The 24,454-nt window shown below is 73.0% G+C and carries 20 protein-coding genes; 11 read left to right on the top strand and 9 right to left on the bottom strand.

The features are described from left to right. Positions 1–80: 80 nt before the first annotated feature. The 3 genes from ACRYCC_RS39820 to ACRYCC_RS39810 all read right to left on the bottom strand — a co-directional run bounded on the left by ACRYCC_RS39820 (position 81) and on the right by ACRYCC_RS39810 (position 3,647). On the bottom strand, positions 81–1,082 hold the full coding sequence (locus ACRYCC_RS39820) for a 3-oxoacyl-ACP synthase III family protein (protein ID WP_433819269.1): 1,002 nt from the start codon (positions 1,080–1,082) through the stop codon (positions 81–83). A 63-nt stretch (positions 1,083–1,145) separates the two neighbouring features. Then, positions 1,146–2,333, bottom strand: a complete 1,188-nt coding sequence (locus tag ACRYCC_RS39815; RefSeq protein WP_433819268.1) for a cytochrome P450 — start codon at positions 2,331–2,333, stop codon at positions 1,146–1,148. A gap of 105 nt (positions 2,334–2,438) precedes the next feature. Continuing rightward, entirely contained in the window at positions 2,439–3,647 is a 1,209-nt protein-coding gene (locus ACRYCC_RS39810) for a cytochrome P450 (protein ID WP_433819267.1), read from the bottom strand. A gap of 274 nt (positions 3,648–3,921) precedes the next feature. Here ACRYCC_RS39810 and ACRYCC_RS39805 point away from each other — a divergent pair, with 274 nt between their 5' ends. The 5 genes from ACRYCC_RS39805 to meaB all read left to right on the top strand — a co-directional run bounded on the left by ACRYCC_RS39805 (position 3,922) and on the right by meaB (position 11,241). After that, positions 3,922–5,403, top strand: a complete 1,482-nt coding sequence (locus tag ACRYCC_RS39805; protein WP_433819266.1) for a class I adenylate-forming enzyme family protein — start codon at positions 3,922–3,924, stop codon at positions 5,401–5,403. Positions 5,404–5,605: 202 nt separating this feature from the next. Next, positions 5,606–6,010: a hypothetical protein gene (locus tag ACRYCC_RS39800; RefSeq protein ID WP_433819265.1), complete on the top strand. Its 405-nt coding sequence runs from the start codon at positions 5,606–5,608 to the stop codon at positions 6,008–6,010. A 196-nt stretch (positions 6,011–6,206) separates the two neighbouring features. Continuing rightward, positions 6,207–8,060 carry a methylmalonyl-CoA mutase family protein gene (locus ACRYCC_RS39795; RefSeq protein ID WP_433819264.1) on the top strand — a complete coding sequence of 618 codons (1,854 nt, stop codon included), beginning with the start codon at positions 6,207–6,209 and terminating at the stop codon, positions 8,058–8,060. Beyond that, complete coding sequence (scpA, locus tag ACRYCC_RS39790; protein ID WP_433819263.1) at positions 8,057–10,261, top strand: methylmalonyl-CoA mutase; 2,205 nt, start codon at positions 8,057–8,059, stop codon at positions 10,259–10,261. Before ACRYCC_RS39795 ends, scpA begins: the two co-directional genes overlap by 4 nt. Next, positions 10,258–11,241: a methylmalonyl Co-A mutase-associated GTPase MeaB gene (gene meaB, locus ACRYCC_RS39785; RefSeq protein WP_433819262.1), complete on the top strand. Its 984-nt coding sequence runs from the start codon at positions 10,258–10,260 to the stop codon at positions 11,239–11,241. Before scpA ends, meaB begins: the two co-directional genes overlap by 4 nt. Here the strand turns inward: meaB and ACRYCC_RS39780 are convergent. Genes ACRYCC_RS39780 through ACRYCC_RS39765 form a run of 4 tightly spaced genes read right to left on the bottom strand, consistent with a single transcriptional unit; the run spans position 11,216 to position 13,650 of the window. Continuing rightward, positions 11,216–11,809 (bottom strand): P-loop NTPase family protein, encoded by a 594-nt coding sequence (locus ACRYCC_RS39780; protein WP_433819261.1) that lies wholly within the window; start codon positions 11,807–11,809, stop codon positions 11,216–11,218. The two genes, meaB and ACRYCC_RS39780, sit on opposite strands and share 26 nt — an antisense overlap. 28 nt (positions 11,810–11,837) lie before the next feature. After that, positions 11,838–12,470: a GOLPH3/VPS74 family protein gene (locus ACRYCC_RS39775; RefSeq protein ID WP_433819260.1), complete on the bottom strand. Its 633-nt coding sequence runs from the start codon at positions 12,468–12,470 to the stop codon at positions 11,838–11,840. 1 nt (position 12,471) lies between these two features. After that, entirely contained in the window at positions 12,472–12,705 is a 234-nt protein-coding gene (locus tag ACRYCC_RS39770; RefSeq protein WP_433819259.1) for a type II toxin-antitoxin system antitoxin, read from the bottom strand. Between the two features lie 15 nt (positions 12,706–12,720). Next, complete coding sequence (locus ACRYCC_RS39765; RefSeq protein ID WP_433819258.1) at positions 12,721–13,650, bottom strand: SPFH domain-containing protein; 930 nt, start codon at positions 13,648–13,650, stop codon at positions 12,721–12,723. Positions 13,651–13,799: 149 nt separating this feature from the next. On the opposite strand from ACRYCC_RS39765, the gene ACRYCC_RS39760 reads away from it, so the two are divergent. The 3 genes from ACRYCC_RS39760 to ACRYCC_RS39750 are packed head-to-tail and all read left to right on the top strand — an operon-like array spanning position 13,800 to position 15,636. Then, positions 13,800–14,318 (top strand): hypothetical protein, encoded by a 519-nt coding sequence (locus ACRYCC_RS39760; protein WP_433819257.1) that lies wholly within the window; start codon positions 13,800–13,802, stop codon positions 14,316–14,318. Next, positions 14,246–14,653, top strand: coding sequence for a dihydrofolate reductase family protein (locus ACRYCC_RS39755; RefSeq protein WP_433819256.1), 408 nt, complete (start codon positions 14,246–14,248; stop codon positions 14,651–14,653). Before ACRYCC_RS39760 ends, ACRYCC_RS39755 begins: the two co-directional genes overlap by 73 nt. Next, positions 14,650–15,636 (top strand): hypothetical protein, encoded by a 987-nt coding sequence (locus ACRYCC_RS39750; protein WP_433819255.1) that lies wholly within the window; start codon positions 14,650–14,652, stop codon positions 15,634–15,636. Before ACRYCC_RS39755 ends, ACRYCC_RS39750 begins: the two co-directional genes overlap by 4 nt. 403 nt (positions 15,637–16,039) lie before the next feature. On the opposite strand, the gene ACRYCC_RS39745 is transcribed toward ACRYCC_RS39750, so the two are convergent. Further along, on the bottom strand, positions 16,040–17,302 hold the full coding sequence (locus tag ACRYCC_RS39745; protein ID WP_433819254.1) for a beta-ketoacyl-[acyl-carrier-protein] synthase family protein: 1,263 nt from the start codon (positions 17,300–17,302) through the stop codon (positions 16,040–16,042). Positions 17,303–17,503: 201 nt separating this feature from the next. Here ACRYCC_RS39745 and ACRYCC_RS39740 point away from each other — a divergent pair, with 201 nt between their 5' ends. From ACRYCC_RS39740 to ACRYCC_RS39730, 3 genes are all read left to right on the top strand, one after another. Beyond that, on the top strand, positions 17,504–19,996 hold the full coding sequence (locus ACRYCC_RS39740; RefSeq protein WP_433819253.1) for a DEAD/DEAH box helicase: 2,493 nt from the start codon (positions 17,504–17,506) through the stop codon (positions 19,994–19,996). Positions 19,997–20,032: 36 nt separating this feature from the next. Next, positions 20,033–21,022 carry a ketopantoate reductase family protein gene (locus ACRYCC_RS39735; protein ID WP_433819252.1) on the top strand — a complete coding sequence of 330 codons (990 nt, stop codon included), beginning with the start codon at positions 20,033–20,035 and terminating at the stop codon, positions 21,020–21,022. Between the two features lie 509 nt (positions 21,023–21,531). Further along, positions 21,532–23,346: a phosphoenolpyruvate carboxykinase (GTP) gene (locus ACRYCC_RS39730; RefSeq protein ID WP_433819251.1), complete on the top strand. Its 1,815-nt coding sequence runs from the start codon at positions 21,532–21,534 to the stop codon at positions 23,344–23,346. An 84-nt stretch (positions 23,347–23,430) separates the two neighbouring features. Here ACRYCC_RS39730 and ACRYCC_RS39725 read toward each other — a convergent pair whose 3' ends face one another. Then, positions 23,431–24,450, bottom strand: coding sequence for a DUF2510 domain-containing protein (locus ACRYCC_RS39725; protein WP_433819250.1), 1,020 nt, complete (start codon positions 24,448–24,450; stop codon positions 23,431–23,433). Positions 24,451–24,454 lie beyond the last annotated feature (4 nt).

Here is a 24,454-nt window from a genome sequence, read left to right as displayed (position 1 = left end):
GGAACCCCCCGAGCCCTCCGCGCGTCGCCGCGTGTCACTTGTGGGGGGACGACCCCCCACGCCCCCCGCGCGTCGCCGCATCAGAGCTCCGCGAAGACGACGCCGAGGCTGATCCCGCCCGCCAGGCCGACCAGCGCGATCCGGTCGCCCGGGCCGCAGCGGCCCTCCTCGAGCGCGGTGGCCAGCTGCAGCGGGAGGCTGGCGGAGGCGACGTTGCCGTGCTCCCGCACGGTGACGACGAGCTTCTCCGGTGGAATGCCGAGCATGCCGCGCATCATCTCCAAGTAGGGCATCGTCACTTGATGGACGCAGACGACCGCAAAATCGTCCCAGCTCAGCCCGGTCTTGGCCAGCGCGTCCAGATACAGTCCCGGGCCCACGCCCAGGAACACGTCCTTCAGCTTCCGGCCGTCCCCGTGGAAGTAGTAGCCGTCGGGGTCGTGCGGGCGCATCGAGCCACCGCCGGGCACGGTGGCGATGTTCCAGGCCGTCGACTCGGCCGAGAAGTCCCGGTAGAAGATGCCGCCGCTCTCCGCGGCCTCCAGCAGCATCGCCGCCCCGCCGTCCGACAGCGTGTAGCCGGCGAACGAGTCCACGAACTGCGCCCGGTCCTTGATCTTCCAGCGGGTGGCCCGGGACGGGTTCTCACCCGAGCAGATCAGCACCCGCCGGTACTGGCCCATGCCGATCATGGCCTCGGTCACCTGCATGGCGTTGACGAAGCTGTTGCAGGCGTTCTTGACGTCGAAGACGGCGCAGGTCGCGCCGAGCTTGGCCGCGACGATGTGCGAGGTCGCGGGCTCGACGAGGTCCTGCGAGGCCGAGGCGAAGATGAGCAGGTCGAGGTCGCCGGCGGTCATGCCCTGGTTGGCCAGCAGCTTGGCGGCGGCGGCCACGGCCAGGTCCGAGGCCTGCTGGTCGTCGCGCATCTCGTGGCGCCGGCCGATCCCGGTCATCCGCCCGAAGATGCTGGAGGGAGGCACGTACCCGCCGCTCTCGGCGATCACGCGCTGCTCGATCTCGGCGCTGGTGAGGGTCTTCTCCGGCAGGTATGCCGCGACGGCGGTGATCCTGGTTCTCATGGGGGCCTCTCGTCCGATGGGATCCGTGAGCGCATCCGGGCAGGGTCGTGCGGCGGGCGGGGATCAGTCGAGGCGTACGCGCAGGCTCTCGTACGCGGGGACGACCACGCGGTGGGCGGCCTGCCGGGACACCACGCGCCACGGACGGCCCGCCGCGGTCAGGGTCTCCACCATGCGCCGCACCTGGGTGCGGGCGATCGCGGCGCCCAGGCAGAGGTGACGGCCGGCGCCGAACCACAGCTGCCGGTTCTCCGGCAGGTAGTCGCGGGTGATGTCGAAGCGCCCCGGGTTGTTGTTGGAGACGTAGGTGAGCAGCATGACCCGGTCGCCGGCGCGCAGCGTCCGGCCGGCGACCAGGGTGTCCTTGCGGACGTGGCGGCCGATCGTCGGAGCGGGCGTGGTGACCCGCAGCCCCTCGCGCACGGTCGCGTCGATCAGTGACGGGTCGGCGAGCAACCGGGCCTGCTGCCCGCTGTCGTGCAGGAGCGCGATCGTCCGGGCCATCGCCGACGAGCCGGTCTCGGTGCCCGCCACCGACAGCAGGGTGCCGATCCCCCGGGCGAGCGGGACGCTGAAACCCAGGTCCCGGCAGCGGCCGAGGACGCTGTCGCGGTCGGCCTCCGGGTAGCTGGCCTCGACGTTCCGGGTGATGAAGGCGATGATCTCCCGGGCCTCCTCCAGCACCGGCTCGGGGATCCGCGTGTCGGACTCGGTGCCCAGCGCGAACGTGGCCAGCCGCAGCCCGGCGTCGAACACCTCGCGGTACGGCGCGTCCGGGTCGCCGGTGACCTCCTCGGCCGAGAGGTCCAGGCCGAGCAGGTCGCTGATGAGGCGTCCCGAGAGCAGCCGGGCGGACTCGGCGATGTCGACGGTCTCACCCGCGGCCAGCCGCTCCCGGATCGACCGGAAGCAGGCCCCCTGGGACCGCTCGACGAGCTTGCGGGCGCTGTCCTCGGTGAACAGGTCACGGACGTGCGTGCGGAACTCGACGTGGCCGGTCCCGGTGAACAGCGGCGTCATCTCCTCGCCCATGAGCTGGATCCACATGTGCCCGACGCCGCCCTCGCCGACCATGTCGAAGCCGCTCTCGTTCTTGAGGATCTCGCGGCAGAGCACCGGATCGGTGACGATCCAGCCGAGCTTGGGGACGCGCCGGATGCGCCCGGCGAACCGGGCCGCCCGCAGCAGGGTGGACAGGGCCGGGTTGCCGGTCTTGAGCAGACGGGCCTCGTGCCGTTCGGCCACTGCCATGGTCCAGCCCTTCTATGATCATGTACGTAACTGTTCGTGGCTCACTGTAGGCAATGGGGCCACCGGTGAGCCAGGCCCATTTCGGGCCCGGACGGCCCCGGGCGGTCAGCCGAGGCGTACGCGCAGGGTGTGGTACGCGGGGATGATCACCTGCCGGGCGGCCTCGCGGGACACGACGCGCCACGGGCGGCCCTCCGCCGTCACCGTCGCCAGCATGCGCCTGACCTCCGCGCGGGCGATGGCGGCGCCCAGGCAGAGATGGCGGCCGCCGCCGAACCACAGCTGCCGGTTCTCGCGGCGGTGGTCCTGGGTGATGTCGAAGGTCCCGGCCCTGTTGTTCGCGACGTAGGTGAGCAGCGTGACCCGCTGGCCGGCGCGCAGCCGGCGCCCGCCCACCGTCGTGTCCCGCCTGACGTGCCGCCCGATCGCCGGCACGGGCGTGGTGATCCGCAGTCCCTCGCGCACGGCTCCCTCGATCAGCGTGGGATCCGCCAGCAGGGCGGCCTGCTGCCCGGTGTCGTGCAGCATGGCGACCGTGCGGACCATCGCGGACGCCGCGGTCTCCGTCCCGGCCACCGCGAGCAGGGTGCCGAGCCCCCGGGCCATGGTGAGGCTGAAGCCCAGCTCCCGGCAGCGTCCCAGGATGGTGTCCGGCGGGGCGGCCGGGTAGCTGTTCTGGACGTTCCTGGTGATGAACGAGATGATCTCCCGGGCCCGCTCGAGCAGTTCGGCGGGGATCTCGTCGGGGCTCGCGGTGCCCAGCGCGAAGCGGGCCAGCCGTACCACCGCGTCGAACACCGTGCGGTAGGGCTCGTCGGGATCGCCGGCGACCTCGGCGGTCAGATCGATGCCGAGCAGGTCGCAGATGATGCGCCCGGACAGCAGCCGGGAGGACTCGGCGAGGTCGACGGTCTCGCCCGCCGCGAGCCGTTCGCCGATCGACCGGAAGTAGTCCCCCTGCGACCGTTCGACGATCTCCAGGGCGCCCTTCTCGGTGAACAGGTCGCGGGTGCGGGTGCGGAACTCGACGTGGCCCACGCCGCTGAACAGCGGCTCCAGCTCGTCGCCGAGCAGCTGCATCCACATGTGCCCGGCCCCGCCCTTGCCCAGGATGTCGAAGCACCGCTCGTTGTTGAGGACCTCGCGGGCGAGCAGCGGATCGGTGACGACCCAGCCGAGCCGGGGGAGCCGCCGGATGCGCCCGGTGAACCGGGCCGCCCGCAGCAGGCTGAACATGCCGGGGTTGCCGGCCTTCATCAACCGGGTCTCGTGCCGTTCGGCCACCGACATGGACTGCCCCTTCTTGATGAACACTGTCGTTCGTCATCGGCACCCTAAGTTGCCAGAGCGACGAATGGGAGTTCTCGGGCCGGATACCTCGGTTCGGCCCCCGCCGGCGCCGGGCCGGGTCCGTGCCCGGCCCCCGCCCGGATCTGCGGATCGGCCACGCCCGCCGCCGTCCGGAGGCGCCGCTGGCCTCTTCCGGCCAGCCGCCCCCGGTGGGCGCGGGTGCTGATCACCACGAGATTGACCCCGCCGAACGCCGTTCGAGAGGATGGGCCGACATCGCCCTCGGAGGGGGTCGCCGATGCTGCTCGGGGACATCGCCCATCGCGGCGCCGTGCTCTGGCCGGACCGGTGCGCGTTCACCTGGGGCGGGCGGCGGCGCGACTACCGCGAGCTGGCCGCGCGGGTGGACCGGCTGCGCGGGCTGCTGGCCGCCGGGGGAGTACGGGCGGGAAGCCGCGTCGCGCTGCTGTCGGTCAACGTGCCGGAGGTACTGGAGGCCACGTTCGCCGCGTCCCTCCTCGGGGCGGCCGTCGTGCCGCTCAACGTCCGGCTGACTCCCGCCGAGATCCGCTTCCAGGTGGCGGACGCGCAGGCCCGGCACGCGATCGTCCATCCGGCGCTGGCGGCCCTCGCGGTCGGCAGCGGGCTCTTCGAGCTCACCCACTGGACGATCGGCCCGGAACTGGACGCGGCCCTGGACGCCGTGCCGGAGGAGGTGCCCGGGAGCGAGGCCGCACGCCCGTCCGGGGACACGCCGGTCATGCAGCTCTACACCTCCGGCACCACGGGACGCCCCAAGGGCTGCCTGCTCACCGACCGGGGCTGGGTGGCGTCGACCGTCAACGCGGTCCTGGCCTTCGGGCTGACGGGTGAGGACCGCCTGCTCGGAGCGCTGCCGCTGTTCCACGTCGCGGGGTTCGGGGCCGCGCTCGGCACGCTGTCGGCCGGCGGCACGGTGGTGTTCCCCGGCGGGGCGTCGATCGACGAGGCCTGGGCGCTCGTCAGGGAGCACGGCGTCACCGTCGCCGTCTTCGCCGCAGGGACCTGGCGGGCGCTGCGCCACCCGGAGGCCGTGCCCGGGCGGCTGCGGCTGGTCTTCGGGATGGCGGGCATCGAGCGGCCCCGGACGCTGGAGGCGCTCAGCGTGGCGGGCTGCGACTTCCGGGGCGTGTACGGCTCGACCGAGGCCGGCAACTTCGTCCTGGTCTCCACGCTGGCCGACGAGCTGGAGCGCCCCGGCACGGCCGGCCGGCCGCTGCCGCCCTTCGACCTCGCGATCGAGGGCGGCGGCGACACCGGTGAGCTGCTGATCAGGGGCGCGAGCCTGATGGCGGGCTACGCCGGGCTGCCCGAGGCCACCGCCACCGCGCTGGCGGGCGGCTGGCTGCACACCGGTGATCTGCTGCGCAGGGACGCCGGCGGCTTCTTCTACTTCGTCGACCGCGCCAAGGACATGATCAAGACGGGCGGGGAGAACGTCTATCCCGCCGAGGTCGAACGCGTGCTCCTCGAGCATCCGGGAGTGGCCGACGTGGCCGTCGTCGGCGTCCCCGACCGGCGCTGGGGGGAGGCGGTGAAGGCGCTGGTGGTCGCGGGCGGGCCGCTGACGCCGGAGGAGCTGGACGACCACTGCCGCGGGCTGCTGGGCGGCTTCAAGCGGCCCCGGTGGTACGAGCTGGTCGAGGCCATCCCGCGCAACCACTCCGGCAAGATCCTCAAACGCGAGCTCCGTGCCGCCCACGACCCCGCCACCGCGGTCCGCCTCCCCGAAGGACGCTGATCGGGCGCACCGGCCCAGGCGATCCAGGGCCGCCGCGCGGAGCCCCGGGAACGCCGCCACCGCGCCCCTTCATGGCCGGATGCGGCTTCCCGCGGAGGGCTGACGGCGGCCGGGAACAGTGATCTAATCTCCTTCACTCAACTGCGCGGACGTTTCATGACTTATCGGGCGTCCCACGCATCACCTCGTTGAAGGAGACCCCTTGGCCATCCGCAGGCCCGCCGTACTCGCGGCGACCACCGCGCTCGCCCTGATCCCCGCGCTGACGGCCGTCACCCCGGCCCAGGCCGCCCCCGCCGCCCGGGTCGCCGCCGCACCGGCGGCCGCCCCCACGCCCCAGGAGCTGATCCAGCTGGTCCTGACGGCGTTCCCCGCCAACATCCAGGCCGATGTCCAGCAGATCCTGGCCGGGGACTTCGTCGGCGGGCTCACCCTGCTGCTCACCGACGCGAGCAAGCTCACCGCCACCGACCTCCAGACCATCGCCGCCAACCTGCAGGCGCTGCTGGGCCAGCTCCCCCTGCCGCAGCAGACGCAGCTGCGGACCCAGCTCAAGAGCGGCCTGAGCAAGCAGGAGGTCGTCCAGGTCCTGCTCGCCCCGCGCTGACCTCGGCCGCACCAGGATCCACCAGCACCCCGGGACCGGTCACCGGCGCGAACCGGGCCCGCGGGCGAGGGCGGGCGGGCCCCCGCCCGGCCCGCCATGACCCTCGTCGCCCGCCGGGACGAGAGCGCCCTCGACACCGGCCCTCCCGGCACCCCGGTTCACGGCACCGAGTCGGCGCTCGCTTACCATCGCGGGCATGACGGTGCCGCCCGAAGAGCTCGAACTGGCGGCCGCCTTTCCCGCGGCCGACCGTGATCGCTGGCGGGAGCTGTTCAAGGGAGTGCTGCGCAAGTCCGGCGCCGCCACCGAGGACACTCCGCTGGAAACGATCGAGGAACTCCTCTCCACCACGACCTACGACGGCATCACCGTCGCGCCCCTCTACACGGCCGAGGACGCCGTCCCCGGCCGGCCCGGGCTGCCGCCCTACGCCCGGGGGGTGCTCCCGGGCGCCGAGGTCGTGGCGGGCTGGGACGTACGCCAGCGGCACGCGCACCCAGACCCGGCGGTGACCCGGGCCGCGGTCGCGGCCGACCTGGAGAACGGCGTCACCTCGGTGTGGCTGGCGCTCGGCCAGGGCGGGCTGCCGGTCACCGCGCTGCCGGAGGCCCTGGGCGAGGTCTACCTCGACCTCGCGCCGGTGATCCTGGACGCCGGTGCCGAGACGCGGGCCGCCGCCGAGGCGTTCTTCGCGCTGGCGGCCGGCCGCGGGGTCGAACCGGCCCGGCTGACCGGCGGCCTCGGCGCCGACCCGCTCGGGCTGGCGGCCCGCACCGGCGCCCCGGCCGAGCTGGAGCCCGCCGCCGAGCTGGCCGTGCGGTGCGCCCGCGAGTACCCGGGGCTGCACGCGATCACCGTCGACGCGACCGTCTACCACGACGCCGGGGCCGGTGACGCGCAGGAGCTCGGCTGCTCCGTCGCCACCGGCGTCGCCTACCTGCGGGCCCTGACCGGTGCCGGGCTCGGCATCGACGAGGCCCTGCGGACGCTGGAGTTCCGGTACGCCGCCACGGCGGACCAGTTCCTGACCATCGCCAAGCTGCGGGCGGCCCGGCGGCTGTGGGCCCGCGTCGCCCAGGCCTGCGGCGCCTCGCTGGGGGAGGGCGGCCAGCGCCAGCACGCCGTCACCTCCTCGGCCATGATGACCGCCCGCGACCCGTGGGTGAACATGCTGCGCACCACGATCGCCGCCTTCGCGGCCGGGGTCGGCGGGGCGGACGCCGTCACGGTGCAGCCGTTCGACGCCCGCCTCGGGCTGCCCGACGACTTCGCCCGCCGCATCGCCCGCAACACCCAGGCGCTGCTGCTCGAGGAGGCCAGCCTCAGCCGGGTCGCCGACCCGGCGGGCGGCTCCTGGTACGTCGAGCACCTCACCGAGGAACTGGCGCAGACGGCTTGGGCGTGGTTCCAGGAGATCGAGCGGGCCGGGGGAGCCGCCGCGGCGCTCCGCGACGGCCTGATCGAGGAGCGGCTGGCCGCCACCTGGGCCCGGCGCCGGGACAACCTGGCCCACCGGCGCGACCCGCTCACCGGGGTCAGCGAGTTCCCCGACCCCACCGAGAGCCTCCCGGTCCGTACCGCCGCCCCGGAGCCGCCCGGCGGCGGGCTGCCGCGGATCCGGTACGCGCAGGACTACGAGGCGCTGCGGGACGCCGCCGACGCGCACACCGAGCGCACCGGGCGGCGGCCCGGCGTGTTCCTGGCCACCCTGGGGCCTCCCGCGGCCCACACCGCGCGGGCCACCTTCGCCGCCAACCTCTTCCAGGCCGGCGGCCTGCGGACCGAGCGCAGCGGGCCCGGCACCGACCCGGCGGCCATCGTCGCGGCGTTCCGCGAGAGCGAGACCGACCTGGTCTGCCTATGCTCGAATGACAAGGTCTACACCGACCACGCCGGGCCGGTGGCGCAGGCCCTGCGGGCCGCGGGCGCCAAGCGGGTCTGGCTGGCCGGCACGGGGGAGTACCCCGGCGTCGACGCCCGGCTGTTCGCCGGCTGCGACGCGCTCGAGGTGCTCCGCACGGCCCTGGACGATCTGGGAGTGGCGCGATGATCCCCGACTTCGGCGAACTGGACCTCGGGCCGGTGGCCCCCGGCGGCGACGCCGCCCGCTGGCGGGCCGCCGTGGAGGAGGCCACCGGCAAGGAGCTCGAGGCCCTCACCTGGGACACCCCCGAGGGCATAGCGGTCAAGCCGCTCTACACCGGCGAGGACCTGGCCGGCCTGGACTTCCTCGGCACCTACCCCGGCATCCCGCCGTACCTGCGCGGCCCCTACCCCACGATGTACGTCAACCAGCCGTGGACCATCCGGCAGTACGCCGGCTTCTCCACCGCGCAGGAGTCCAACGCCTTCTACCGGCGCAACCTGGCGGCCGGGCAGAAGGGCCTGTCGGTCGCCTTCGACCTGGCAACGCATCGCGGCTACGACTCCGACCACCCCCGGGTGGCCGGTGACGTGGGCATGGCCGGGGTCGCCATCGACTCCATCTACGACATGCGCCAGCTCTTCGACGGCATCCCGCTGGACCGGATGAGCGTGTCGATGACCATGAACGGCGCGGTGCTGCCGGTCCTGGCGCTGTACGTCGTGGCCGCCGAGGAGCAGGGGGTGGCGCCCGAGCAGCTCGCCGGGACCATCCAGAACGACATCCTCAAGGAGTTCATGGTCCGCAACACCTACATCTATCCGCCCGCCCCCTCGATGAAGATCATCTCCGACATCTTCTCGTACACCTCGCAGCGGATGCCCAAGTTCAACTCCATCTCGATCTCCGGCTACCACATCCAGGAGGCCGGGGCCACGGCCGACCTGGAGCTGGCCTACACCCTCGCCGACGGCGTGGAGTACCTCCGGGCCGGCCGGGACGCCGGGCTGGACATCGACGCGTTCGCGCCGCGGCTGTCGTTCTTCTGGGCGATCGGCATGAACTTCTTCATGGAGGTCGCCAAGCTGCGGGCCGCCCGGCTGCTGTGGGCCAAGCTGGTCAAGGAGTTCGAACCCCGCAACGCGAAGTCGCTGTCGCTGCGGACGCACTGTCAGACCTCGGGCTGGTCGCTGACCGCGCAGGACGTGTTCAACAACGTCGCCCGCACCTGCGTGGAGGCGATGGCCGCCACCCAGGGCCACACCCAGTCGCTGCACACCAACGCCCTCGACGAGGCGCTGGCCCTGCCCACCGACTTCTCCGCCCGGATCGCCCGCAACACCCAGCTGCTGCTCCAGCAGGAGTCCGGCACCAACCGGGTGATCGACCCGTGGGGCGGCAGCGCCTACGTCGAGCGGCTGACCTATGACCTGGCCCGCCGGGCCTGGGGGCACATCCAGGAGGCCGAGGCCTACGGCGGCATGTCCAAGGCCATCGACGAGGGCATCCCCAAGATGCGCATCGAGGAGGCCGCCGCGCGCACCCAGGCGCGGATCGACTCCGGCCGGCAGCCGGTCATCGGGGTCAACAAGTACCGCCCGGACGGCGACGAGCACATCGAGGTGCTCAAGGTCGACAACACCTCCGTGCGCGCCCAGCAGCTCGACAAGCTCCGGCGCCTGCGCGAGGAGCGCTCCGAGGACGAGTGCCTGCGCGCGCTGGAGGCCCTCACGCGGGCCGCGGACGCCGCGGCGAACGGGTCCCGCCCGCCCGGGCTGGAGCAGAACCTGCTCGCGCTGGCGATCGACGCGGCCCGTGCGAAGGCCACGGTCGGCGAGATCTCCGACGCGCTGGAGAAGTCCTTCGGGCGGCATTCCGCGCAGATCCGTACGATCTCGGGGGTGTACCGCGACGAGGCGGGAGCCGCCACCAACATCGACAAGGCCCGCGAGGCCACCGACGCCTTCGAGGAGGCCGAGGGCCGCAGGCCGCGGATCCTGGTCGCCAAGATGGGCCAGGACGGTCACGACCGCGGTCAGAAGGTGATCGCGACCGCCTTCGCCGACCTCGGCTTCGACGTGGACGTGGGCCCGCTGTTCCAGACCCCCGGCGAGGTCGCCCGGCAGGCCGTCGAGTCCGACGTGCACGTCGTGGGCGTCAACTCGCTGGCCGCCGGGCACCTGACCCTGGTGCCGTCGCTGCGCGCCGAGCTCGCCGCCCTGGGCCGGGAGGACATCATGATCGTCGTTGGCGGGGTCATCCCGCCGCAGGACTACGACGAGCTGCGCGCCTCCGGCGCCTCGGCGATCTTCGGCCCGGGCACCGTCATCGCCGACGCCGCCCTCGGCCTGCTGGCGGAGCTGTCCGGGAGGCTCGGCCACGGGTGAGACCCTCCCTCGACGACTACGTGACCGGGGTGCGGGAAGGCTCCCGGGCCTGGATCGCACGGGCGATCACGCTGGTGGAGTCGACCCGGGCCGACCACCGGGACCTCGCACAGCGGCTGCTGGTCGAGCTGACGCCGTTCTCCGGGCAGGCGCGCCGGGTGGGCATCTCCGGCGTGCCGGGCGTCGGCAAGTCCACCTTCATCGACGTCCTCGGCAGCCGCCTCACCGGCTCGGGGCACCGGGTCGCGGTGCTCGCCGTCGACCCGTCCTCGACCCGCACGGGCGGCAGCATCCTGGGCGACAAGACCCGGATGCAGCGGCTGTCGGTCGATCCCGGCGCCTTCATCCGGCCCTCCCCGACGGCCGGCACCCTCGGCGGGGTGGCCAAGGCGACCCGGGAGGCCATGGTGGTGGTCGAGGCCGCCGGCTTCGACGTGGTCCTGGTGGAGACGGTCGGGGTCGGCCAGTCGGAGACCACGGTCGCCGAGATGGTCGACTCGTTCCTGTTCCTCACGCTGGCGCGCACCGGCGACCAGCTCCAGGGCATCAAGAAGGGCATCCTCGAGCTGGCCGACGTGATCGCCGTGAACAAGGCCGACGGGCCGTTCGAGCTCGATGCCCGCAAGGCCGCCCGCGAGCTGGCCGGAGCACTGCGCATGCTGCGCGCCGCCGACGCCGCGTGGACCACCCCCGTGCTGACCTGCAGCGCCCGCGAGGACGTCGACGTCGACACGGTGTGGCAGCACCTCGTACGGCACCAGGAGGGGCTGGCCGCCTCCGGCGAGCTCGCGGCCCGGCGGCGCCGCCAGCAGGTCCGGTGGACCTGGTCCATGGTGCAGGACCGGCTGCTGACCTCCCTGCGGCGGCACCCCGCCGTGCGAGAGCTCGTCCCCGGGCTGGAACGCCAGGTGCTCGACGGCACCCTCACCCCGGCGCTGGCCGCCGAGCAGATCCTCAAGGCGTTCTCGACGCCGGAGTGACCGGCAGACGGGCCAGCAGCGCGTCCGCCGCCCGCCGCGACGGCACGACGTGCACCTGGGCGTCGCCCGCGTGCTCGGCGATGAGCTCCCGGACCCGCGGCGCCGTGCGACGGCGGTAGCTCCACACGTACCGGAGGAACTCCCAGGTGATGCGGTCGTCCACCCCCGCCCGCTGGGCCCGCCGGCCGGCCCGGCCCCGCACGGCGCCGCCCAGCAGCCGCCGGGTGATGCCCCACAGGCACACGGCCGGCGGCAGGTCGAGGAAGACCACGGTGTCGGCCCGTCGCAGCCGGATGGGGAGGGTGGAGGTGTGGTCGCCCTCGATCACCCAGCGCGGGGAGGCGACCAGCTCCCGCTGGAGGGCGGCGAACCGGTCGCCGGGCAGCGGCCGCCGGCCGGAGTCGCGGTACACGACGTCCAGATGCACGACCGGGGAGCCGAGGAGGGCGCCGAGCCGCCGGGCGAAGGTGGTCTTGCCGCTGCCTCCGCAGCCGACGACGACGGTCCTGCGCAGCCGGGGCGCGGTGACCCAGTGCGAGTAGACGGCCGGTGGGGACCCGCGCGACATGGTGGCCACCTGTTCCCTCACGACGCCGTCAGGAGGCGGCCGCGGCGCGGGCGCCCTGGATCGCCTTGCTCAGCGCGCGGGGCACGGGCCCGGCGGCCTCGCTCAGCTCGGCGATGCGGCGCTTGTTCGCGCGCCGCACCGAACGCGGCATCACCGTCCTGATCTCCCCGGCGGCGGCCAGCGCGACCAGCGCGGCGTCCAGGGGATCCAGCCGGGACACCGGCCGCCCGCCGCGCAGGGCCGACGACACCGTGTCGGCCAGCCGTTTGACCACCCGGGGGTCCCGGACGGTCACGGAGGTCACCGGAAAGATCCTCAGCACCCGGCGCTGCTCCAGCCGGATCCAGCCGCCCGCGGCGAGCCGGTCGCGGACGCTCGCGGCCGCCTGCCGGCCGCCCTTGGCGACCCAGTGCCGCCAGTACCGGGGGCGGGATCCGGCGATCTGCCGCAGTACGTCGGCGAGCAACGGGTCCGCGAGGGCGGCGGCGTCCCCGGCACGGGGCTTGCCGCCCACGTCGGTGAGGTGACCGGCCAGCAGCAGGTCGGCGAGGGCACCGGCGCGCATGATGTAGCCCAGCTCCGAGCGGCCCGTCAGGCGGCCGCGCTCGGTGTCGTAGGCCAGGAGGTAGAGCCTCGCGGGCAGTGATTCGGGGACGTCCACGTCATTCCCTTCCGTCGGGTCCAGGGCTCGTTCCGGCCTCGTTCCGGGCCGGCCGGCCGGGGCGGCGCATCCGCCCGGCGTCGCCCGGCATCCGGCCGGCGTCGCTGAGGGCGCGGCGGAGCAGGAACTCGATCTGGGCGTTGGTGCTGCGCAGCTCGTCCCCGGCCCAGCGCGCCAGCGCGTCGTGCACGGCGGGGTCGAGCCGCAGCAGGATCTTCTTGCGTTCGGAGGTCATCCGGGCGGTTCCGCCTCAGTGGTAGAGCGAGCCCGTGTTGACGACGGGCTGGGCGTCCCGGTCGCCGCACAGCACCACGAGCAGGTTGCTGACCATGGCGGCCTTGCGCTCCTCGTCCAGCTCGACGACGTTGTTGTCGGCCAGCCGGGTCAGGGCGGACTCCACCATGCCGACGGCGCCGTCGACGATGCGCTGCCGGGCGGCCACCACCGCGCTCGCCTGCTGCCGCCGCAGCATCGCCTGGGCGATCTCCGGGGCGTACGACAGCCGGGTGATCCGGGACTCGATGATCTTCACCCCGGCGGCCGCCACCCGCACCCCGATCTCGGTGGACAGCTTGGCGGTGATCTCGTCCGCGTTGTCGCGCAGGGACAGGCCGTTGTCGTGCGAGTCGTACGGATAGCTGCCGGCGATGTGCCGGACCGCCGTCTCGGTCTGGATGGCGACGAACTCCACGAAGTCGTCCACCTCGAAGACGGCCTTGGCGGTGTCCTCGACCTGCCACACGACGACGGCGGCCATCTCGATCGGGTTGCCGTCGAAGTCGTTGACCTTGGCGATGTCGGTCTCGTGGTTGCGGATGCGGGTCGAGATCCGGCGCCGCGAGGTGAGGGGGTTCACCCAGCGCAGCCCGTCGGTCCGGACCGTACCGACGTAGCGGCCGAGGAACTGCACGACCCGCGCCTCGCCGGGCGCCACCGCGATCAGGCCGCAGGCCAGGAAGACCGCGCCCAGGCTGAGCACCGCGCCCAGCACGATCAGCGTCACGGCCGCGGCGGTGTCACCGCCGGAGGCGAGCACGATGCCCACCGCCGTGGCGGCGCCGCCGGCCAGCAGGCCGAGCACCGACAGGCCGAGCACCGGCAGCCCCGGGGCGCCTCGCGCCACCCGCTCGGAGACCTGGGGGTCGGGCATGTCGACCGCGACGTCCACTTCGTCCATCATCGCTTCCTCTCCCAACATCGATGGCACGAGCATATCATTGTGATATCACTTTTAATAGAGCGGGGGCCGAATCCCCCATGCAGGGCGAACTCCGCGAACCACCCGGGCGTCTCATGTCCGAGGGCACGAGGCGACACGGTGGGTGGTTCATGGTGCGACTGGTGCGGGAGCTGCGCGGCGGCGGCGTCGCGACGTGGTTCGAGGAGACCGCCACGGACGGCGACGGCCGGCCCAGGAAGTCCTGGCTCACCCGCGAGCGTTACTACGCGGCCCTGCTCTCCTGCCTCGGCTCGGGCTCGCCGGCCTCGCCGGGCAGGCGGGCCGAGCGGGACGAGGTGGTCGCGGTGGCCGGGGAGAGGTCCCCGTCGACGTTGTACCTGCTCGTCTCGGACCGGGCGAAGGGCGGCCTGCGGGAGCGGGCGGAGCAGGAGTTCGCCGTGGCCGAGCGCGCCCAGGCGGCCGGCAGGCGCTGGGACGTGGTGGACAACCTGGCCGTCGAGACGAAGGTGTGGAGCTTCCGGGATCACCGCGAGGGATGGCTGCGGGGCTGGAGGCGGCCCAGCACGACGACCGCAGATTCGCGGCGGAGACACTGGTGCGGGTGCTGGCCGCCTGGGCGGTCTGCAACCGGCCCATCGCCGCGTACCTCGATCACCTGCCGCCGCTGACGGCGGTCCAGGACCTGTGCCTCATCCTGCCCGGCACGGTGGCGCCGGACCGGGCGGCGTCGTTCCTGCGCTCGGTGGCCGAGGCTGCTCTGGGCCCGCTGGGCGGTTCACCGTCCGCTGTCCTGAACACCGTCCACGAGGCCCTCATGGACCTGGGGTTCCGGCGCTCGCCGTCCTACCTGGACGAGCTGCTGGAACGGTCGGTGGAGTCCCTCGACGAGATCGGCTACCTGCTGCCGCGGCTGTCCGGGCCGGACCGCCGCCGCATCGTCGCCGTGCTGTCCCCGCAGCTCGCCGAGCTGCGCCGGGCGCTGGACAAGGAGGAGGGCCGATGACCGGGTCGCCGGGCGGCGGGGAGGCGCGGCTGTCCGGCCGCCTGCAGTGCCTGCTGCACCGGGCCGAGCAGACCGGCCGGCTGGACGCCCTCGAGGAGCTGCACGCCGAGGCGGTGGCCGATCCGGAGGTCTCCCCGCACGTGAGCCTGTTCGTCGAGTGCTGCCTGGAGGGGCTGCGCAGCCGGTCCCGGCCGGTGGGCGACTCGGTGGCGGTCTGGGACGCGCTGCGGGAGCGCGCCGAGCGCCGCCTCGGCCCCGCCGACACCACCCTGATGAGCATCCGGTCGTTCCAGGTGCAGTACACCCGGCGGCGCGGGCGCCCGGCCGATCTCGACGCGGGGGTCGCCCTGTACCGGGAGGAGTGGGAGCTGCGCCGCGAGCACCTCGGCGAGGACGACTACCGGACCCGCGTCACCCGCGCCAACCTCGGCCTGGCGATCCGGGACCGGGCCCGGCCCGGCGATCTGGACGAGGCGCTGAAGATCCTCGAATCGGAGGCGGGCGACCGGCTCGCCCGCTATTCGGGCACACATCCGTTCACCTGGGACGTCCAGACCGTGCTGGCGCAGACCCGCGTCCGGGCGGCCGAGGCGGTCGGCGACCCGGGGGAGCGCCGCCGCCACGCCACCAGGGGGCTGGAGCTCGCGCGGCAGGTCGCCGGGCAGCGGCGCCGGCGGTTCGGCTGGGCCGACGCGGCCACGCTGCGGGCACAGCTCGTCGCGGCGCACGCGCTGCTGCTGCTCGGCCGTGCGGCCGAGGCCGTACCGGAGATCCGGCACGTGCGGACGGCGGCCCGAGTGCGGCAGGTGGCGCTGGACCCCGGCTGGCCGGAGTCCCTGCTGGCGGCCGGGCTGGCGGCGCTGGGGGACGAGGCGGCCCTGGCCATGGCCGAGCGGGCGCTCCGGCTGCGCGAGTCGCACTACCCGCGGGGGAGCAGACAGGTGACCGAAGCCCGCGCCCTGGTCCGGTCGCTGCGCGGGTGACGGCCGGCCGCGCCCGCCTTTTCCAGTGCCAAGCCGCATCTTCTGGAATGCTTTTCCAGCCAATCCGGGAGAGCTGTGGAATTGTTCGCGGTATTTGTTTGAAATGTCATCAGTATGGCAAACTCGGTAGTGGCAGGGGGTGCCGGAATTCACTGGTTCATCGCACGGGGCTGACGGGGAAACACGGCTCCGCGAGCGGTCGGCCGAGGCCTGGACATGGGGGAGGGCCGCGGCCGGACCCGGATTCCGGCCCCCCAGGTCACCCCGCCCGCCCGGAGTCCCGGCGGGAGTCCCGGCGGGCCGGCCGGCGGGTGACAGGGCGGTGAGACGGGCGGGGGAGGGGCTCACCGTGAGCGGGGGCGAGCCTCTCCCCCCGCCGGTCGGGCGGACTTCCGGCCGCCGCTCACCGCGGCGTGAGGACCAGCGCGGCGTTGTGGCCGCCGAAGCCGATGGACGTGGACAGGGCGGGCGCGGGGGCCGTCTCGCGGGGCTGGGCGTGCACGATGTCCAAGCCCGCTGTGTCCGGGTCCGCGCCCCGCGCGCCGGTGAAGTTGGCGATCGGCGGGACGAGCCCGTCCCGGGCGCACAGCAGCGCGATGGCCGCCTCGAAGGCGCCGCCCGCGCCGAGCAGGTAGCCGGTCACGCCCTTGGTCGCGGTGACCGGCGGCGCCGGCCGGCCGAAGCAGGTCCGGATCGCCGCGGCCTCGGCGCGGTCGTTGACCACGGTGGAACTGCCGTGCGCGTTGACGTGCCCGATGTCGCCGGGCCGGAGCCCCGCGTCGCCCAGCGCCGCCCGCATGCACCGGGCCACCACGGCGCCGTCGTCACGGGGCTTGACGATGTGCCCGGCATCGGTGGTGGCGGCGTATCCGGAGATCTCGCCGTAGATCGTGGCGCCCCGCCGGGCGGCGTCCTCCAGGCGTTCCAGCACCAGGAACGCGGCGCCCTCGGCCATGACGAAGCCGTCGCGCTCGCGGTCGAAGGGCCGGCTGGCCTCCGACGGGGCCTCGTTGCGGCGTGACAGCGCGCCGAGCCGGGCGAAGGCGGCCATGAAGAACGGCGTGAGCAGGGCGTCCAGGCCACCGGCGACCGCCCGGTCGATCCGGCCGGCCCGGATGGCCAGCATGGCCTCGCCGATCGCCGTGGCCCCGCTCGCGCAGGCCGCGTTGACCGTCAGGCAGGGGCCCCGCAGCCCGTGCCGGATGGCGATCCGCGCGGCGGTGGAGTTCGGCATGATCATGGGTACCGCGATGACCGGGACCCTGCTCAGGTCGCCGCCGTGCTGGTGCCCGGCGAGCGTGACCGTGGAGGCGAGGTTGACGCCGCCGGTCCCGACGTACACTCCCGACCGGTCCGGGTCGGCGCGGAAGTCCTGGCCGGAGTCGGCCACCGCGTCGGTGGCCGCCGCCACGCCGAGCTTGGTGGCCCGGTCCAGGTGCCGGTCGTCCACCGTGCCGAAGTAGGCGCCGGCGTCGTACTCCGGCACGGGACAGCCGAACGTGACCGGCAGCCCGGCGTCCATCAGCTCGGGGAGATGCGTGGCCTGCGACTTGCCTGACAGGACCGTCGCGTACGCCTCCTCGATCGAGTTTCCCGCGGGGCTCTTCACGCCCAGCCCGGTGACGACGACACGGGGGGTCCCGTCGGGTCTCCGTCCGAACGTCATCGCCGGTACCTCACGATTCAGGAGCGAACGCCCACGGTGTGACGGGCACATCAGATCTGCAATTGGTGGCAGATCATGGGCGGCGGGGCCATTGATGTCAAGGAGACGGAAGTGACCGCGGAGCCGGTTCTGGCGGCCGTTCCGCCGGGGGGCTTGACTCGGGCGGCGCGGCCATGCCCCGGTTGCGGGCAGGATGGTGGGGTGAAGCTCATCGATCAGCTGCCCAGGGAAGCCGACCCCGATGCCCTCTACGGCGCGTTCCAAGGGTGGGTGGAGGAGCGGGGGATCACCCTTTACCCCGCCCAGGAGGACGCGCTGATCGAGGTGGTCTCGGGGGCGAACGTCATCCTGAGCACCCCCACCGGCTCCGGCAAGAGCCTGGTCGCGGCCGGTGCGCACTTCGCCGCCCTGGGCCGGGACGAGTGCAGCTTCTACACCGCGCCCATCAAGGCCCTGGTGTCGGAGAAGTTCTTCGACCTGTGCGCGATGTTCGGCACCGAGAACGTCGGGATGATGACCGGCGACGCCAGCGTCAACCCGCTCGCCCCGATCATCTGCTGCACCGCGGAGGTGCTGGCCCAGATCGCGCTGCGCGACGGCGCGAACGCCGACATCGGGCTGGTCGTGATGGACGAGTTCCACTTCTACGCCGAGCCTGAGCGCGGCTGGGCCTGGCAGATCCCGCTGCTGGAGCTGCCGCAGGCGCAGTTCCTGCTCATGTCGGCGACGCTGGGGGACGTCACGCGGTTCGAGAAGGACCTGACCCGCCGCAACGGCCGGCCGACCGCGGTGATCCGGTCGGTCGAACGGCCCGTGCCGCTGCTCTACGAGTACCGCACCACCCCGCTGCACGAGACGATCGAGGAGCTGCTGTCGATCCAGAAGGCCCCGGTCTACGTCGTGCACTTCACGCAGGCGGCCGCGATCGAGCGGGCCCAGGCGCTGATGAGCATCAACGTGTGCAGCAAGGCCGAGAAGGAGCAGATCGCCGATCTCATCGGCAACTTCCGCTTCACCACGAAGTTCGGCCGCAACCTCTCCCGGTTCGTCCGGCACGGCATCGGCGTGCACCACGCGGGGATGCTGCCCAAGTACCGGCGGCTGGTCGAGCGCCTCGCCCAGGCCGGCCTGCTCAAGGTGATCTGCGGCACCGACACGCTCGGCGTCGGCGTCAACGTGCCGATCCGCACGGTCGTGTTCACCGCGCTCAGCAAGTACGACGGGACCCGGGTGCGGCGGTTGCGCGCCCGCGAGTTCCACCAGATCGCCGGGCGGGCCGGGCGGGCCGGCTTCGACACCGTCGGCTTCGTGGTCGCGCAGGCCCCCGAGCACGTGGTGGAGAACGAGAAGGCCCTCGCCAAGGCCGGTGACGACCCCAAGAAGCGGCGCAAGGTCCAGCGCAAGAAGGCCCCCGAGGGGTTCGTGAGCTGGGACGAGGAGACGTTCACGCGGCTGCAGACCGCCGAGCCCGAGCAGCTCAGGTCACGGTTCCAGGTCAGCCACGCCATGCTGCTGTCGATCATCGGCCGGCCCGGCAACGCCTTCCAGGCGATGAAGAAGCTGCTCACCGACAACCACGAGGAGCGCCCGGCCCAGCGCCGGCACATCCACCAGGCCATCGCGATCTACCGGTCGCTGCTGGCCGGGGGAGTGGTGGAACTCCTCGAGGAGCCCGACGAGGAGGGCCGGTACGCCAGGATCACCATCGACCTGCAGTCCGACTTCGCGCTCAACCAGCCGCTGTCGACCTTCGCGCTGGCGGCCTTCGAGCTGCTCGACCCCGCGTCGCCCTCGTACGCCCTCGACGTGCTCACCGTGGTGGAGTCGACGCTCGACGACCCGCGCCAGATCCTCGCGGCCCAGGAGAACAAGGCGCGGGGCGAGGCCATCGCCGAGATGAAGGCCGAGGGCATCGAGTACGAGGAGCGCATGGAGCTCATCCAGGACGTGACCTACCCCCGGCCGCAGGAGGACCTGCTGTACGGGGCCTACGACATCTACCGGCGGGGCCATCCGTGGGTCGGCGACCACGAGCTGCGGCCCAAGTCGGTGGCGCGCGACCTGTTCGAGCGGGCCATGACCTTCGTGGAGTACGTCGGGTTCTACGAGCTGGCCCGGACCGAGGGGCTGGTGCTGCGCTACCTCTCCAGCGCCTACAAGGCCCTCCAGCAGACCGTGCCCGAATCCATCAAGACCGACGAGCTGATCGACCTCATCGAATGGCTGGGCGAGCTGGTCCGCCAGGTCGACTCCAGCCTGCTGGACGAGTGGGAGCAGCTCACCAACCCCGCCGACGAGGTCGACGACGTCCTGGAGGAGCGGCGCACCAACGTCACCGCCAATCCCCGGGCGTTCCGGGTGCTGGTCCGCAACGCGATGTTCCGCCGGGTCGAGCTGGCCGCCCTCGGCCGCTACGGCGACCTCGGCGAGCTCGACCCGGAGCTGGGCGCCGGTGGCTGGACGGAGGCCATGGAGGCCTACTACGCCGACCACGACGAGCTGCTGACCGGCCCGGACGCGCGGGGACCCAAGCTGCTGCTGATCGAGGAGGAGGCCGGTCTCTGGCGGATCCGGCAGATCTTCGACGACCCCGCGGACGACCACGACTGGGGCATCAGCGCCGAGGTCGATCTCGCCGCCTCCGACGAGGCGGGCGAGGCCGTCGTCCGGGTCCTGTCGGTCGACCGGATGTAGGCGTCGCCGCTACGGGCCCGCACTTAGGCTGACATCGTGCGATACATCATCATCGGTGCCGGCGCCGTCGGCGGCACCATCGGCGCCCGGCTGTTCGACAACGGGCACCAGGTCGTCCTGGTGGCGCGCGGTGCCCACCACGCGGCGCTCGCCGCGGACGGGCTGCGCTTCGCCACCCCGGACGGCACCCGGACACTGCGCGTGCCGGTGGCGGACCGGCCCGAGTCGGTCGGGCTGCGCGCCGGTGACGTCCTGGTGCTGGCGGTCAAGACCCAGGACACCGTCGCCGCCCTGGACGCCTGGCGGGACCGGCCGGTGGCCGGCGGGGGCACGGCGGCCGGGGAGCTGCCGGTCGTCTGCGCGCAGAACGGGGTGGAGAGCGAGCGGCTGGCGGCGCGCCGGTTCCGGCACGTCTACGGCATGTGCGTCTGGCTGCCGGCCTCCCACCTGGAGCCGGGCGCCGTCGAGGCGGCGGGCGCGCCGCTGTCGGGGATCCTGCATCTGGGCCGGTACCCGTCCGGCACCGACGAGGTGGCCGGGCGCATCAGCGCGGACCTGGAGGGCAGCGTGTTCCTGGCTCCGGTCAGCGCGGACGTCATGCGCTGGAAGTACGGGAAGCTGCTGGGCAACCTGGGCAACGCCGTCGAGGCGCTCTGCGGGCCCGGCGACGAGGCCGCCGGGCTGACCGGGCGCGCCCGCGACGAAGGCGAGAAGGTGCTCGCCGCGGCGGGGATCGGCTACGCGAGCGCGCGCGAGGCGGCCGAGCGCCGGGGCGATCTCGTCCGGCTGCGACCGGTCGACGGCGCACGGCGCGGCGGCGGGTCGTCCTGGCAGAGCCTGATCCGCGGTACGGGCTCGATCGAGGCCGACTACCTCAACGGGGAGATCGTCATGCTCGGCCGGCGGCACGGGGTGCCGGCACCCGTCAACGAGGTGCTCCAGCGGGAGGCCAACCGCTTCGCCCGGGAGCGCCGGGCGCCGGGCGGCATGACGCCCGCGGAGCTGCTGGCGCTCATCGACGGCTGAGCCGCATAGGGCCGCCGCCGGCGGCCCTCCTCGAATGGCCGGAACGGCCTTCGCGGCGAGAGGCGGGGCGCGGAGCACGCCCATCGCGAGTGCGCGGTAATGGCCGGGAAATGGCGTGGAATTGCGGCGGAGCCGCCATCGGCCGGGCGGCCGGGAAGCCGCCGGACGCCGAAGCCCGTGGCTCCGCCCGGCCATTCCCGTGCCCGGTACGGGAGACCGGCGGAGCGGCGTGACGCGGGCAACGCCAGGTCACCGGCCGGGGGGCGCCGACGAAACCGCACTACCACGGATCAGGGCCTGCGACGACCACCATTTCGCTCACTCTGAGTAGAGGAGTATACTACTTTGTGTCATTAGTCGGAGTCATGGCACGTGCCAGCCTAGTGACATCTGTCACAGAATCAGCCACATCGCAGGAAAACTTACCGGAATTGGTCTGGACCAAATGGCGAAGAGCTGCATTTTTCTTCAAGATGCAAAGATCCTGCAATCCGCTAGAGGAGCTACCCGTGTCCCAACTGATCCCCGGCCTCGACCAGGCCCCCACCAGTCACGCAGGGCTGATTGACTGGGTGCGGGGGATCGCCGAACTCACCCAGCCGGAGCGAATCGAGTGGTGCGACGGCTCGGACGAGGAGTGGCAGCGCCTGACAGGCCTCCTCGTTGAGCAGGGCACCTTTAAACGCCTCAACCCTGACAAGCGGCCCAACAGCTTCTACTGCGCCTCCGACCCGAGTGACGTCGCGCGGGTCGAGGACCGGACGTTCATCTGCTCCGAGAAGGAGGAGGACGCCGGTCCCACCAACAACTGGATCGCGCCCGCGGAGATGCGGACCACCTTCGCCGATCTGTTCAAGGGCAGCATGCGCGGCCGCACCATGTACGTGGTGCCGTTCTGCATGGGCCCGCTGGGCGGCAACATCTCCCAGCTCGGCGTTGAGATCACCGACTCGCCGTACGTCGCCGTCTCGATGAAGATCATGACGCGGATGGGAACGGGCGCGCTGCGGCTCATCGAGGAGCGCGGTGGTTTCGTCAAGGCGGTGCACAGCGTCGGTGCGCCCCTCGAGCCCGGTCAGGCCGACGTGGCGTGGCCGTGCAACACCACCAAGTACATCTCGCACTTCCCCGAGACCCGGGAGATCTGGTCCTACGGCTCCGGCTACGGCGGCAACGCGCTGCTCGGCAAGAAGTGCTACGCCTTGCGGATCGCCTCGACCATGGCCCGCGACGAGGGCTGGCTGGCCGAGCACATGCTGATCCTCAAGCTGACCCCGCCGTCCGGTGAGACCCGTTATGTCGCCGCGGCCTTCCCGTCGGCCTGCGGCAAGACCAACCTCGCCATGCTCCAGCCGACGATCCCCGGCTGGAAGGTCGAGACGATCGGCGACGACATCGCCTGGATGCGCTTCGGCGACGACGGGCGGCTCTACGCCATCAACCCCGAGGCCGGCTTCTTCGGGGTGGCCCCCGGCACCGGCGAGTCGACCAACGCCAACGCGATCAAGACGCTGTGGGGCAACAGCATCTTCACCAACGTCGCCCTCACCGACGACGGCGACGTGTGGTGGGAGGGCCTCACCGACGAGGCGCCCGCGCATCTGACCGACTGGAAGGGCAACGACTGGACGCCCTCCTCGGAGACGCCCGCGGCGCACCCGAACGCCCGCTTCACCACGCCGGCCGGGCAGTGCCCGACCATCGCGCCGGAATGGGAGGACCCCGGCGGCGTGCCGATCTCGGCGATCCTGTTCGGCGGCCGCCGGGCCACCGCCGTGCCGCTGGTCACCGAGTCCTTCGACTGGGAGCAGGGGGTCTTCCTCGGCGCCAACGTGGCCTCCGAGAAGACCGCCGCGGCCGAGGGCACGGTCGGCGAACTGCGCCACGACCCGTTCGCCATGCTGCCGTTCTGCGGCTACAACATGGGCGACTACTTCGCGCACTGGCTGAAGCTCGGCAGGGACGCCGACCCGGAGCGGCTGCCGCGCATCTACTACGTCAACTGGTTCCGCAAGGACTCCGGCGGCAAGTTCCTGTGGCCCGGCTTCGGGGAGAACAGCCGGGTGCTCAAGTGGATCGTCGAGCGGCTCAACGGCAAGGCGGACGCCGTCAAGACCGCGATCGGCAACGTCCCGGCGCCCGGTTCGCTGGACACCGACGGCCTGGACATCGACCCGCAGGACCTCGAGCTGCTGCTCTCGGTCGACCTCGAGGTCTGGAAGCAGGAGGCGGCGCTCATCCCCGAGCACCTCGCCACCTTCGGCGACCACCTGCCCAGGGAGCTCACCGCCGAGTACGACGCCCTGGTGGCACGGCTGTCCTGACCCGCCGACGGCACCCGGCCGGGGACACGGCTGACGACGTCCCGGCGCCCACCCGGCGCCGGGACGTCGTGCGGTGCGCCGGCGTCAGGAGACCCGCACGGAGGAGAGCACCAGGTCGAGGTCCCCCTGGCCGGGGAAGGTGTCGGGCACCGAGACCCACAGCAGCCCGAGCCTCCGGTCGCCGAGATCGACCACCATGATCGCCACGGTGTCCGCGGTGAACTTCCAGCCGCGGGTCCTGGCGTCGGTGAAGTCGAGGCGGAACCGCTCGATCCAGGCGGGCCGCCCGCTCACCGAGAACGCGCGTGACCCGAGCTCGGTCCGCGTCCTGGCCAGGGCGAAATGCTCGGTCAGGATGCGCCGGGTCACCCGGCCGGTGACGGCCTCCAGGTCCCCGGAGCCGGAGTGGCCCGCGCTCTCGGCCGCCCGGGGCACGCCCGACAGGCTGGTCGCGTTGAAGCTCGCGTACTCCTCGAAGGGCTCCTGCACGATCGACACCTGCCCGGCGGAGAAGTATCCGGGCCGGAACCAGCTGCTGCCGGCGTCCGCCCACGGGGAGCCGAGCCGGGCATAGGACAGACCGGCCTGCTCGTCGGTGATCCGGCCGATGGAGCCCGACGTCGTGCCGCCCGGAGCCGCACCCGGTGACGTGGGCCGCGGGGAGACGGGCCCCGTCGCGGCGGGCGGCACCGGCTCGGGCCCGGGGCCGGGCCCTCGCCCGCCGGAGGAGCGCAGCCCGACGACCACCCCCACGGCGACGAGCACGACGACGACCAGCGCGGCACCCCCGGCCAGCGCCCAGAGAGGCCCGTTGCCGGAGCCCGCCCGCGCCGGAAGACCGGTCTGCCCGGCGTACGGCGGGCCCGGCGGACCGGGCACGGTGTCGTACGGCCGCTCCGGAGCCTGGAAGGGGTACGGCTCGTGCCCGGGCGTGCCGTACGGGGACGTGCCGCCGTCCGACGGCCCCGCAAGCGGCGGGAGGAAGGCGGGCTCGTCCGCGACGGGCTGGGTGGACTGCGTCCAGTCGGTCCCGTCCCAGAAGCGCAGCAGCCCGGCGCCGCCGTACGGATCGGGAAACCAGCCCGGGGGAGAGGGTGCGGACACGACG

The sequence above is a fragment of the Actinomadura scrupuli genome (assembly GCF_050971785.1).
Taxonomy (GTDB): domain Bacteria; phylum Actinomycetota; class Actinomycetes; order Streptosporangiales; family Streptosporangiaceae; genus Actinomadura_E; species Actinomadura_E scrupuli.
This window is presented reverse-complemented; position numbering and strand designations above follow the sequence as displayed.